Raw genomic sequence first — 12,881 nt, 5'->3', positions numbered from 1 at the left:
CTAATGTCCCCTTCTTTTACGAAAAATACGAAAGAGCTAATTATTCGGCAGTTGCTGCAGCCTGTTTTTCCTCAGCAGCCTGAGCAGCCTGAACCACTTCCTGCAATGATTGGGCTTTGCCTTCCAGAATAGCATCAGCAATACCGCGACAATACAGACGGATGGCTTTAGCTGAGTCATCATTACCGGGAATTACATATTTAACGTCGTCAGGGCTATTGTTGGTGTCGACTACAGCGATAACTGGAATACCCAATTTAGCGGCTTCTACCAGTGTACCTTTTTGATAGCCGGTATCGATAACGAAAATAGCATCAGGAAGACCTTTCATGTCTTTGATACCGCCCAAAGAACGTTCCAGTTTGGCTACTTCACGCTGCATTTCCAGCACTTCTTTTTTGCCATAGCCAGCTTCGGTAGCATTTTCCAGCGCAGCGGTTTTTTCTTCCAGACGTTTGATAGACTGTTTAACGGTTTTGTAGTTGGTGAGCATACCACCCAACCAACGATGATCTACGTAAGGTGCACCAGCGCGGGTTGCTTCTTCCTTAACAATATCACGAGCCTGACGTTTAGTACCAACAAATAATACGGTACCTTTGTTGGCAGCCAGACGGCGCACAACATCCTGTGCTTCAATAAACAGCGGCAGGGTTTTTTCCAGATTGATGATATGAATTTTGTTACGCGCACCGAAAATGTATTCAGCCATTTTCGGGTTCCAGTAGCGGGTTTGGTGACCAAAATGTACGCCTGCTTCCAGCATCTGGCGCATAGTAATTTGTGACATAATATCTATCCTTAAAGGGTTAAAGCCTGACACCGCCACGCATAGAACTCTGTAAATTAAAGAGCACCCTTTCGCGTACGGTGCGAGCGTTATTTATTTTTACCGAGGTAAAACGTTCGGATGATACAGAAAAAAAGCTGTTTCGGCAAGTGCACGATACTACCTCTGTTAATCAATTTATTTAGCCGTCTATTTAATTTATGCACCAGCATTACGATAAAACATTACTACGCCGCTATTTGCGACAGCAGCGGCAACAAATAAAGCCGGAGCTCCGCAAAGAGACCACATCGCAAATTAACCGCCTGCTTTATCCTTTGATAAGACGTGGCAAACGGATTGCAGCGTACTGGGCCATTGGTAGCGAATTATCATTATGGTCTTTTATTGCCACGGCACAGCACCGCGGAGCTGAAGTCTATTTACCCAGTATTGCACCCAAGCAGCGCCAATTATGGTTTACACGTTGTCCGCACCTACCACGACAGCCTGCCACAGCTCGCTATTTGATTTTGCATGGGCTTAAGCGCAGACGGAAGACAATTCCACAGTTTGGCGGACCACGCCTACGCGCCCGCAGCTTAAACACAGTTATTGTCCCTTTACTTGGCATTGACCAGCAGGGTAACCGGCTTGGTCAGGGTGGAGGTTATTATGATGCTACGCTTGCAGCTTTACCACCATGGCATTTGAGATTGACCGGCGTGGGTTTTAAATGCCAGTTGATTGATAAAATAGAATCGGAAAAACACGATATCAGAATACCGTTTTTTATCTGTGAACAGGGAATTCGAAATTTTTAATATGATTTTCTGGTCAGAATGAAGATATTTATTTGTGCTTATTATTCTCACTGGCTATTTATCGATTACATAAATTCACTTTTAAGTAGTCGTCGGCAATCCAGCTATGAAAAAATAATTGGGCAGTTACGCAATATAGGCTACATGTAACTGCCCTTGAAGCTGTCTGAAGACAGTCAGATCTGATTATTATAAATGCGTAAAAATCTCTTGTTCCGGTAAGCGTGATTTTGGACGGCTGGCATTACTGTCATGGGCTGCACGATAGCCTAGACATACCACCAAAACGCTTTTCAGACCTTGCTGCGGTAGACCAAGTATTTCATCCATTTTCTGGTCATCAAATCCTTCGATAGCTGTAGAATCGATGCCGACAGCCGTGGCCGCAAATAATAGTTGCCCTAGCACGATATAAAGTTGTTTACTTTCCCATTCAAGCTGGCTTTGCGGAGTAGAACTGTTTTTATTTACAAAGAAATGGCGACCTTTGTCCATCATTTCTTTTACTTCTCCTTCACCGAAACGGCCATCTTTTTCTTCCTGTGCCAACACCTGCTGTAAATGCTTTTCGTCCAACGGTTTTTTGGCACAAAATATTAATGTATGGGATGCATCAGCGACACGCGGATGATTCAGTTCTAGGATGGCTGGCATGATTTTTTCCCGCGCAGTATCGTTATCTACTACAAAAAAATGCCAAGGTTGTGAATTAACCGATGAGGGACTGTTTCTAATTACTTCAAATAACTGAGCTAATTGTTCAGGTGGTATTGTGCGGGTTTTGTCATAATGTTTCGTGGTATAACGCTGTTTAGAAATATCAGCAATATTCATGGTTGGCTCCTGTTACTTAACTACTATATTTGTATAATAATTCAGATATTTAATTTTATACAGTTTATTATCCTTGGTAGTGTGCTGCTATGACAGCCATGCTGTAAATCATTACCATTTCCTAACCACAGTTTAATTTCTGTATGTAGTTGGTGTTATCTGATAATTTAGAAAAAGTATTGTTGAATATTTTTTTTGCAGTTACTAAATCTTTTTAAACAAAATGCTACTGTTTTATGACTGTATACGGAAATTGCAGTGGACAGGATATTATTGATGCTTTTGTCTAATTATTTGCTGGCATTGATAACAATAGGCTTTGCCGCCAAATATGTTTTTATGATTCCAGCAATAATTGGCAGCATCTGGGCTAATATTTTTACGACAAGCTACGCAAAAATAGCTGACAGGCTTTTTCATTGGGGTTAGGGTTTCTGTTTGCAGCTGTGGAGACGTAGCAATATTGGCTGAATGGTTATTTATTTTATTTAATCCAAAACATGCCAACCAGTCATGCTTTTGTGGATGATGTAGTTTGACCAACTGATGAGCAAATTCTTCTAGCCGGCTACGGGAAACAGTGCGAATAATGCTAAATATGCCTAAAGGTTTACTCAACTGCTTTACTTTTTCTTGCAACTGCTCATTCTTTATAATATTATCCATTCCGGCTATTGTTTTTTTCGGGCGCCGGATAGAGCTATCGTTTGATATTAAAATTAGACTATATATCAAAGGTTTAAAATACAATCCGCAAAGACTGGGGCATTGAATCAGCTTTTTCTGTAACAATTGTTTCAGGATACTGATATGGCGTTTGTTTTGTTCCAGTGGTGAAGGCATGCCTTGTCCTTGCCCATTATATCGGCGCGAAAATTCACCAAATTCATTGATTATCAATTCACCTGCTATTCTTTTGCTTTCACAAACAAATATCTGCAAATGGCGATTAATCAGTAAATGGTCTATCTGAGCTACTTTGTTTTGAAATTGCAGCCTTAAATCGTTGATAATCACCCAATCTGGGTGATTTTCAAAATGAAATTGCATTAGATAGGCTGATTCTTCTTCACCTTTGATGCCAGCACACAATAAACGGATGCGTTGCTCAATTTTCCGCTGCGTTTGCGGTGATAAATCAGGCCGCTGCAAGAGCTGTTGCAATATTTCTAAATCCTCTTGTTTACTATCAATTTGCTTAATAATCATTTTGTAGTCAATTTTAATAATTTAGATTGGCATATATTTTAGCTATATCTGCCCTGCTGATTAATGTTTGATTCTTTTAAGATATTTTTCTTTCTACTCAGTTTATTGCTCATATCTGCCAATATTTATTTTAATCACTTTTGTGTAAACGTTTTTGTTGAAGTTTATACACGGTAATGATTTGGGCGGCAAATAGTTTGTGCTGCTTTTATTGTGTTGTCTCTACAGGCGACAGACGTAAAAAAACCGCTGATTTCAGCGGTTTTTTAAATCTGGTGCCCAGAGACGGACTCGAACCGTCACACCTTGCGGCGGGGGATTTTGAGTCCCCTGCGTCTACCAATTTCGCCATCTGGGCTAGCGAAGAATCGGCATTATAACGGATTTTCTATAGTTGTAAAGGTTTTTTTCTTGGTAGGGAATTTTTTTAATTATTTATGAATAAAATATTGATTTTATATTTGGATTTTTTTATATTTTACTTATTAATTTAAAATTAAAAATCTGTATTGTATTTTTTAGCTGAACATTATAAAGTACAATTTTGTAATACAAATCAATTTATGTTTAAAATCCATTTATCTGCGGCGTTAATTGTTCCGGCAATCATGCTATCAGCATGTCAGCCGCAAGTACCGGCTTCTACAGCCAAGCCGGCTGCCAGTGCAGATATGCCGCAGCATCAGCAATATTCTTTTGAAGGAAGCGATGTGCGCGATGCCGGTCTGGGCGGAGATGATTTTTCTTTGCTGGATGGCAAAGGTAAATCAGTACATTTGCGTGATTTTCGCGGTAAAGTGGTTGCACTGGTATTCGGCTACACGCATTGCCCAGATGTATGCCCCACTAATCTGCTAGCTTATGCGGATGCGATAAATCAGCTAGGAGAAAAGGGTAAGCAAGTACAGGTGCTATTTATTACACTTGACCCTCTGCGCGATACACCGCAAGTTATGGCTGAGTATGCACCAGCATTTAATCCGAATTTTATCGGTTTAACGGTAGACAAACCGCGTTTGCAGGCGCTTAATAGTGTGATTACCCAATATAAAATTGCGGTACATAAAGTAGCAGGCAGTAGTGCAAAAGACTATCAGCTGGATCATAGTACTGGGACATATTTGCTGGACAAACAGGGACATACCGTGGTGTATGAACCACACAGCCAGACAGCAACACAATTGGCTCATGACATGAAACAATTGTTAGATTAAAATTATGTAATTAATATTTTTATAATATGCAAATTAATTTTTACGCAATAATAAATTTATAGCTAAAGATTTTTGCAGTGTCTAGATACTGATAAAAAAATGACTGCACAATTAACCATTGCGTTATCTAAAGGTCGTATTTATGAAGAAACGCTGCCTTTGCTGGCAGCAGCGGGGATTAAGGCTATTGAAGACCCGGAGTCATCCCGCAAACTGATTATTAATACGAATCATAACAATATCCGCTTGATTATTGTGCGGGCGACAGATGTGCCTACTTATGTGCAATATGGTGCAGCTGATTTTGGAATTGCGGGAAAAGATGTTTTAATTGAACATGATGGAGATGGGCTATATCAGCCTCTGGATTTGAATATTGCCCGCTGCCGGATGATGGTAGCCGTACGAAAAGGTTTTGATTATGCGGCAGCTTCGCAGCCCGGCTGCCGTTTGCGGGTAGCTACTAAATATCCGAATATAGCGGCAGAACATTTTGCCGGTAAAGGTGTGCATACTGATTTGATTAAGCTGTATGGATCGATGGAATTGGCACCGCTGGTGGGCTTAGCTGATGCAATTGTTGATCTGGTTTCTACCGGAAATACATTACAGGCAAATAATCTACAGGCTGTAGAGCATGTGGTAGATATATCCAGCCGGCTGGTGGTGAATAAGGCAGCTTTAAAATTGAAATATTCATGTATACAACCAATTATTGATGTTTTTGCACAGGCAAAAAATCAAAAAATTTAGTTTTATTTATATTGAACAGGAATTATTTAAATGACAACGGAAAATTCGGCCAAACTGGCAGTACTTATAGATGCAGACAACACTTCAGCCAGTACGGTTGAATCTCTACTGGAAGAAATCGCTAAATATGGTATTGCCAGTGTCAAACGTATCTATGGTGACTGGAGCAGTGGCCTATCCAAATGGAAAGATGCATTGCTTCCGCATGCTATTACACCGGTGCAGCAGTTTGCCTACACAAAGGGAAAAAATGCTACCGACATGGCCATGGTTATTGATGCGATGGATTTACTTTACAGCAATACTTTTGATGGTTTTTGTATTGTGTCCAGCGACAGTGATTTTACCCGTTTAGCATCACGTATTCGTGAAAATGGCTTGACTGTTTATGGTTTCGGGCAAAAGAAAACGCCTGAATCTTTTCGTAAAGCCTGTGATAAATTCATTTATACTGAAAATCTGCTGAGCCATACAACAGTAGAACTTGGTGAAGACAAATCCCAGACACCTATATTCCGCAACAAGCGTAAATCTCCGACTGAACTGAAGCAGGACACAGCATTGATGAATCTGTTTCGCAATGCAGTGAAGGAACACGCTGATGATGATGGCTGGACGTCGCTGGGGGTAGTGGGACAATATATCAATAAGGTTAATTCTGATTTTGATGCTCGTAATTACGGCTATACTAAATTGTCCTATCTAATTAATGCTATCGATATTTTTGAAACGCAGATGCATGGAAATCATTTATGGCTGCGTTTGAAAAAACGCAGTAATAATCTGCTGCCGAAAACAGAAAATAAATCTTTTGCTCCAGTTGCTGAACCAGCTGCTTTTCAGCAGAACAATGACGCACCTTTGGTGATTACGATTCCGGCTGTCAGCAAAGCATCACCGGCGGAAAAAGTGAGTGTCAAGATTGAGCCGGAAGAAAAAACGAAGAATACTCAACCGGTATTGGTACAAATTGAAACCCAGGCGCCTGAATTCACCAGCTTTGATAAAAGCCGTGATGATCAGACCAAGCGCGGACGTGGCCGTCCTCGCAAAGCTGTATTTGAAACGGCGGTGACGGCATCAGAAAACAGTCGTGGCCGCGGCCGGCCAGCTAAAACTAGTTTCAACAGCCGTACTGCTAAATCCAATCGGTCTTCTGGCGAAACTTCCAGCCAGCATTATTGGAACCGTCTGGTACCGATGGTACAGAAAGCGATTGAACGAACCTGTGATATTGAAGGCTGGGCAACAGTAAGCTCGGTAGCACGAGAGCTGGTAACCAGTGATGGTGGGTTCAACGCTAAAGACTATGGCTTTGATAATGCCAATAATGCTATTTCAGCCATCAGCAATGAATGGATCGACAGCCGCAAAGCCGGCCGTGGTCTGAGAGTACGGGTAGTCAAACCGTATGATGTTGAAGTAGATGGCAATACCATTCCAGCACATGAGCTAGCTGCTAAAACAAAGTCTCCGGTTATCGATGTGGATGATGATAATTTCGGTAATAATATTTAATTAAATCTATCAGGATCGGGCAGCATAGGCTGCCCGTTATACAAAGGTATGAAATATATTTCTTCGCAGGATACTGACTTTAAGGCTCAGTTGACTGCTCTTCAGGCATTTGAAACCGCACAGGATCCTCAAGTGGATGCAGCAGTGGCTGCTATATGTGCAGATGTACAGAAACGTGGTGATGCAGCTGTAGTTGAATATACCAACCGCTTTGACCACACACAGGCACAATCTATGGCTGACCTGACTTTAAGTCAGGCCGATTTGGCTGCGGCATTTGCACGGCTGCCTGCAGATGTTCAGTCTGCTTTGCAAACGGCAGCAAAACGGATTGAGAGCTATCACCAGCACCAGAAACAACAATCATGGCAATATGAAGATGAAAACGGTACTTTACTGGGACAGCAGATTAGTGCGCTGGATCGAGTGGGTATTTATGTTCCTGGCGGCAAGGCAGCTTATCCAAGCTCGGTGATGATGAATGCGATGCCGGCACATGTGGCAGGGGTAAAAGAAATTATTATGGTCGTGCCCATGCCAAACGGGGAACGCAATGATATTGTACTGGGTGCTGCTTATGTAGCCGGAGTCACACAGGTTTTTACCATCGGCGGGGCACAAGCTGTGGCAGCGCTGGCATATGGTACGGAAAGTATTGTGCAAGTCGATAAAATTACCGGCCCAGGCAATGCTTATGTGGCTGCTGCCAAACGGCGGGTGTTTGGTGTGGTTGGTATCGATATGGTTGCAGGCCCGAGCGAGATTTTGGTTATTGCCGATGGTACCACGCCGGCTAAATGGGTGGCGATGGATTTGTTTAGTCAATCAGAACATGATGAAATAGCTCAGGCAATTCTGATTACTACGGATGCAAACTATGCATCTGAAGTAGAAGCACAAATGCAGACGCTCATGAAAGAGATGCCACGTAAAGCCATTATTGAAGCATCGCTGGCTAATCGCGGAGCCATTATTCAAGTGCAGAATCTGGAAGAAGCCTGTGAAATTGCCAATTATTTGGCTCCGGAACATCTGGAGCTTTCAGTAGCCAATCCGCAGGAATGGGCACCGAAAATACGTCATGCCGGTGCTATATTTATGGGTCAGTATACCAGTGAAAGTCTTGGCGATTATTGTGCTGGGCCCAATCATGTTTTACCGACCAGCCGTACTGCTCGTTTTGCTTCTCCTCTGGGTGTCTACGATTTTCAGAAACGTAGCAGCCTAATTCAGGTATCTGCGCAGGGAGCGAAGCAATTGGGACAGATTGCCAGTATTCTAGCGCATGGTGAGGGACTGACGGCTCATGCTCGTGCAGCAGAATTACGTATGGAATAAAACACCTGACTTATTTAAGCCAATGCTACAAATGGCATTGGCTTTTTTATTAATTTCTGGCAAATCATTTATTCTTTAAGCATAAAAATATTATTGTTTATTTTTTTGTTTCTGGATAAAGTCATTTGAATTTTTTAATGCTTGCAGCACTGCCTATAATCATTAAAAAAATAGCATTCTAATTGATAAAAATATTTGCTTACAAATAAGGTATTTTGACCTTATACAATAATTTTTGCTTTATCTGCTGTTTGAAAAATTTTTATTTTTTATAATATAATCAATAATTAAAAGTTATTTTTCGGCAGAAATTCTGTGGAATGCTATTTAAGGAGCCGGTAATGCAGATTAAAACGCTGGATCATCTGGTTTTGACAGTTAAAGATATTCAGGCTTCAACTGCTTTTTATACAAAGATACTGGGCATGCGCGAAAGTAGGTTTGCCGACAATCGTACTGCTCTGCATTTTGGCGAAATGAAAATTAATTTACACCAGCAAGGACATGAGTTTAATCCGAAAGCACTTTATCCTACGCCAGGCTCAGCAGATTTGTGTTTTATTGTGGAACAATCGCTGGATGAAGTGATAGCTATTTTGCAGGAGCATCATATCCCGCTGGAGAAGCAACCCAGTAGCCGACATGGTGCCTGTGGAAAAATGACTTCAATTTATATTCGTGATCCGGATAATAATTTGATTGAACTGGCTAATTATCCACAAAATTCTTAATTCTGAGCTAGTTTTTAATTTATCCGCAATAAGCTGAACAACCGTTGAGCTATGAGATTTGTGCGGAAAAGGTATAGCTGTGGATAAAAAATATTTTACGGCCATAAATAAAAAAAGGCGGGCTATGCCCACCTTCTACTTGTATTGTTTTAAATGCGCTCTGCCAGTTCTTGCGCTTTACCAACATATAATGACGGAGTCAGCGCCAGCAATTGTGCTTTGGCGTTGTCCGGAATAGCAAGCTGGCTGATAAATGCCTGTAAACTCTGTGGCGTGATGCCGTGTTTGCCACGGGTAAGCTCTTTGAGCTGCTCGTAGGGATTGGCTACGCCATAGCGACGCATAACCGTTTGAATTGGTTCAGCCAGTAATTCCCATGTTGCCTCTAAATCAGCAGCAAATGCAGCTGCATTGATTTCCAGTTTATGCAATCCACGTAAATGCGAGGTTAACCCGAGAATGGTGTAGCCAAAGCCAACGCCCATATTTCTCAATACAGTACTGTCGGTTAGATCACGCTGCCAGCGCGATACTGGAAGCTTTTCGGCCAGGAAACCCAGTATGGCATTAGCCATACCCAGATTACCTTCTGAATTTTCAAAATCAATCGGATTGACTTTATGTGGCATGGTGGAGGAACCAACTTCTCCGGCTTTCACTTTCTGCTTAAAGTAGCCAATCGAGATATAACCCCAAATATCGCGGTTAAAATCAATCAGAATGGTATTGATACGACTAATGTTCTGGAAAAATTCGGCCATATAATCATGCGGTTCTATTTGGATGGTATATGGATTAAATGTCAGTCCCAGATTATATTCAACAAAACGGCGGCAATGGCCTTCCCAATCTATATCTGGATAAGCGATCAGATGCGCATTGTAATTACCGACCGCTCCATTAATTTTGCCCAGAAACTGTTGTTGCTGAACAGATTGAATCTGGCGCTGAAGACGCGCCACCACATTGGCAATTTCTTTTCCTAGCGTACTAGGTGTAGCAGGCTGTCCATGTGTTCGGCACATCATCGGTAAGGCAGCATGAGTATGTGCCAGCTGACGCAATTCCTCAATCAGCTCGCAAAGTTTCGGCAGCAATACTTCGTCACGAGCCTGTTTCAGCATTAGTGCATGCGATAAATTATTGATGTCTTCACTGGTACAGGAAAAATGAATGAATTCACTCACGGCCAGCACTTCGGGGACATTAGCAAAACGCTGTTTCAGCCAGTATTCGATGGCTTTTACATCATGGTTGGTTGTGGCCTCGATGGCTTTGACTGCCTGCGCATCTTCAGCTGAAAAATCCGCAATTACGCCGTCGATTTCAGCAATAGTAGCGGCTGTAAAGGGTGGAACTTCACTAATTGCGGCTTCGGCAGCCAGTGCTTTGAGCCATTCCAGCTCAACTTTTATGCGAGCATGTATCAGACCGTATTCAGAAAAAATTGGCCGTAATTCAGAGACAGCCGAGGCATATCGCCCATCCAGCGGTGACAAGGCAGTTAATGGATTGATCATGTTTCTTCTACTTCCAGAGTAATGATAAGACTAAATTCAGTTAATTCACTGGCATTTTGAGTGCCATGCTTAATTGGTAAACAATTTCAGGGGTTGTTTACCAGGGTGTGGGTAAGCAAGTATCTCATGCAAATCGTGTAACCGCTGCACAATACTTTGTGTTACCGCATCGGCCTGTTGCATCGCTGTATCATCGCATTCCTCCCGCTTTTGTCCATAAAGCATAGCATCAAGCAGTTTGCGTACATACATCCCATCGTGGCCATAAAAATCGACACCGATATCAGGCATTCCAGCTTCATCAAACAGTGTGGCCACCATGCAGCTTTCTATTGTGGCCAGCCCCAGCGCCCCATCTTCGCCACCAAGTTGCCGAAACAGAGCATCAACTGGGAAACCGCCACAGGCGAGGAAATAGGCACGGTTGAAAACTGTATTGGTGGCAGTAATCATTTCAAACGTACGCCATGCCACAGCAAATTTTTCATGCTTTCGGTATCGTTCAGGGATATTATGTCCCTTGACCGGTAAACGCAATAAACCGGTTTGCGGCCGGAAACTGAACACGGCGCTGGCCGCCTGTAATGCATGCGGCTGGTAGGCATCATCTGCATCCAGAAATGCTATGTGGTTACGACTAGACATCAAGGCCGCCCAGTTACGCGCCACAGCCGGACCACGGTTTGTGGGCAGAAACTCACTTCGTATAAGTTGTGGATGGCGCTGCTGCCACTGCCGAATCAAACTGGCTGTTCCATCTGCAGACGCATCATCCACCAGCCACAGACAGCCCAGTTCCGGCTGTACCAATACACTGTCTATTGCACGTGCCAATGTATTTTCGGCGTTATAGCAGGGAATAATGACATCAATAGATTTCATACAGGCTACCTTAACAATTAAGGCCGCCTAACTGATAGCTGGCAGCCTTATGACATATTTTTTATACACCTTGTTTCAAACTGGCTTCGATAAAGCCATCAAGGTCGCCATCCATTACGGCCTTGATATTGCCTACTTCATAACCAGTGCGTAAATCCTTGATACGCGATGAATCGAATACATAGGAACGAATCTGATGTCCCCAGCCTACATCATCCTTGCTGGCTTCGAGATTCTGTTTTTCCTCATTGCGGCGACGCATTTCCAGCTCAAACAACTTGGCTTTGAGCATATTCATCGCCTCTTCGCGATTACGGTGCTGGGAACGGTCGTTCTGACACTGTACGACAATACCAGTTGGTTCATGCGTGATGCGAACAGCCGAATCGGTTTTGTTGATGTGTTGGCCGCCGGCACCGGAAGCGCGATAGGTATCGACACGCAAATCTGCGGGATTAATTTCAATTTCAAAGCTGTCATCCACTTCCGGATAAACGAATACGGAAGCAAACGATGTATGTCTTTTGTTATTAGAATCAAACGGTGAGTAACGCACCAGTCGGTGAATACCGGTTTCGGTACGCAGCAATCCGTAGGCGTATTCACCATCTAGCTTGATGGTAGCGCGGTTAACCCCTGCAATTTCGCCCTCGTCTTCTTCAAGGATTTCTACTTTGAAACCTTTGCGTTCGCCATAGCGTACGTACATGCGCAATAACATACCGGCCCAATCTTCGGCCTCGGTGCCACCTGCGCCAGCCACGATATCTATGAAGCAATTATTCACATCGGCTGGCTGATTGAACATGCGCTTAAATTCTAGCTGCGCCAGCTCTTCTTGCAATGCGGTAATATCAGCCTGCACTGCTGCGAAACCGTCGCTGTCGTTTTCCTCAACAGCCATTTGCAACAGTATGCGGTTGTCTTCGATCCCGCTGTGCAGATGATCCAGCGTCAGCACAATGCCTTCCAGTACTTTACGCTCTTTGCCAACTTCTTGTGCTTTTTTCGGGTCGTTCCAGAGTTCAGGATCTTCCGACAGACCGATTACTTCTTCCAGACGATCTTTTTTGCCAGCGTAGTCAAAGATACCTCCGTAAATCGTGACTACGGGATGCCATATCATCCAGAATATTGTTTAACTGATTAATCTGCTCCGCTTCCATGATGTTCTCTCAGCCAGGTATTTGAAAATAGGCGCGTATTATAACAGATGCCTTCACGGCAATCAGGCCACTTATCAAGCGGCCTGTTGAAGTTAAGATATTACGCTGTAACAACGTTTTTGA

At 42.9% G+C, this 12,881-nt stretch carries 12 protein-coding genes and 1 tRNA gene; 6 read left to right on the top strand and 7 right to left on the bottom strand.

Annotated features, from left to right (window positions below; genetic code table 11):
• Positions 1 to 40: 40 nt before the first annotated feature.
• Positions 41 to 790, bottom strand: coding sequence for a 30S ribosomal protein S2 (rpsB, locus tag J3U75_RS05925; RefSeq protein WP_100141004.1), 750 nt, complete (start codon positions 788 to 790; stop codon positions 41 to 43).
• A 200-nt stretch (positions 791 to 990) separates the two neighbouring features.
• Here rpsB and J3U75_RS05920 point away from each other — a divergent pair, with 200 nt between their 5' ends.
• A complete protein-coding gene (locus J3U75_RS05920; RefSeq protein WP_267391010.1) occupies positions 991 to 1,593 on the top strand; it encodes a 5-formyltetrahydrofolate cyclo-ligase in 603 nt (200 codons plus the stop codon).
• Between the two features lie 189 nt (positions 1,594 to 1,782).
• On the opposite strand, the gene nfsB is transcribed toward J3U75_RS05920, so the two are convergent.
• The 3 genes from nfsB to J3U75_RS05905 all read right to left on the bottom strand — a co-directional run bounded on the left by nfsB (position 1,783) and on the right by J3U75_RS05905 (position 3,994).
• Positions 1,783 to 2,427: an oxygen-insensitive NAD(P)H nitroreductase gene (nfsB, locus tag J3U75_RS05915; protein ID WP_100151464.1), complete on the bottom strand. Its 645-nt coding sequence runs from the start codon at positions 2,425 to 2,427 to the stop codon at positions 1,783 to 1,785.
• Between the two features lie 270 nt (positions 2,428 to 2,697).
• Positions 2,698 to 3,636 carry a nuclease-related domain-containing protein gene (locus J3U75_RS05910; protein ID WP_267391007.1) on the bottom strand — a complete coding sequence of 313 codons (939 nt, stop codon included), beginning with the start codon at positions 3,634 to 3,636 and terminating at the stop codon, positions 2,698 to 2,700.
• A 273-nt stretch (positions 3,637 to 3,909) separates the two neighbouring features.
• Positions 3,910 to 3,994 (bottom strand) — tRNA-Leu (locus J3U75_RS05905).
• Positions 3,995 to 4,199: 205 nt separating this feature from the next.
• On the opposite strand from J3U75_RS05905, the gene J3U75_RS05900 reads away from it, so the two are divergent.
• From J3U75_RS05900 to J3U75_RS05875, 5 genes are all read left to right on the top strand, one after another.
• Complete coding sequence (locus J3U75_RS05900) at positions 4,200 to 4,850, top strand: SCO family protein (protein WP_267391005.1); 651 nt, start codon at positions 4,200 to 4,202, stop codon at positions 4,848 to 4,850.
• A gap of 99 nt (positions 4,851 to 4,949) precedes the next feature.
• Complete coding sequence (gene hisG / locus J3U75_RS05895) at positions 4,950 to 5,603, top strand: ATP phosphoribosyltransferase (RefSeq protein WP_100141009.1); 654 nt, start codon at positions 4,950 to 4,952, stop codon at positions 5,601 to 5,603.
• Positions 5,604 to 5,633: 30 nt separating this feature from the next.
• The gene (locus J3U75_RS11400) at positions 5,634 to 7,121 is read left to right on the top strand and encodes an NYN domain-containing protein (protein WP_180297423.1); all 1,488 of its coding nucleotides are present in this window, start codon (positions 5,634 to 5,636) and stop codon (positions 7,119 to 7,121) included.
• A gap of 48 nt (positions 7,122 to 7,169) precedes the next feature.
• A complete protein-coding gene (gene hisD, locus J3U75_RS05880) occupies positions 7,170 to 8,459 on the top strand; it encodes a histidinol dehydrogenase (protein WP_267391002.1) in 1,290 nt (429 codons plus the stop codon).
• Positions 8,460 to 8,800: 341 nt separating this feature from the next.
• The gene (locus tag J3U75_RS05875; RefSeq protein ID WP_267391000.1) at positions 8,801 to 9,190 is read left to right on the top strand and encodes a VOC family protein; all 390 of its coding nucleotides are present in this window, start codon (positions 8,801 to 8,803) and stop codon (positions 9,188 to 9,190) included.
• Positions 9,191 to 9,339: 149 nt separating this feature from the next.
• On the opposite strand, the gene purB is transcribed toward J3U75_RS05875, so the two are convergent.
• The 3 genes from purB to prfB all read right to left on the bottom strand — a co-directional run bounded on the left by purB (position 9,340) and on the right by prfB (position 12,758).
• On the bottom strand, positions 9,340 to 10,710 hold the full coding sequence (gene purB, locus J3U75_RS05870; RefSeq protein ID WP_267390998.1) for an adenylosuccinate lyase: 1,371 nt from the start codon (positions 10,708 to 10,710) through the stop codon (positions 9,340 to 9,342).
• A 69-nt stretch (positions 10,711 to 10,779) separates the two neighbouring features.
• Positions 10,780 to 11,592 carry a glycosyltransferase family 2 protein gene (locus J3U75_RS05865; protein WP_267390996.1) on the bottom strand — a complete coding sequence of 271 codons (813 nt, stop codon included), beginning with the start codon at positions 11,590 to 11,592 and terminating at the stop codon, positions 10,780 to 10,782.
• 61 nt (positions 11,593 to 11,653) lie between these two features.
• A protein-coding gene (gene prfB / locus J3U75_RS05860) for a peptide chain release factor 2 (RefSeq protein WP_267390995.1) occupies positions 11,654 to 12,758 on the bottom strand; the annotation gives its coding sequence in 2 pieces (ribosomal slippage) (positions 11,654 to 12,676 and positions 12,678 to 12,758; 1,104 coding nt in all).
• Positions 12,759 to 12,881: the final 123 nt, after the last annotated feature.

The organism is Snodgrassella sp. B3088 (assembly GCF_026535815.1).
GTDB classification, from domain to species: domain Bacteria; phylum Pseudomonadota; class Gammaproteobacteria; order Burkholderiales; family Neisseriaceae; genus Snodgrassella; species Snodgrassella alvi_E.
Note: the sequence above shows the minus strand (reverse complement) of the source record. Positions and strands in the feature narration are given on the sequence as shown.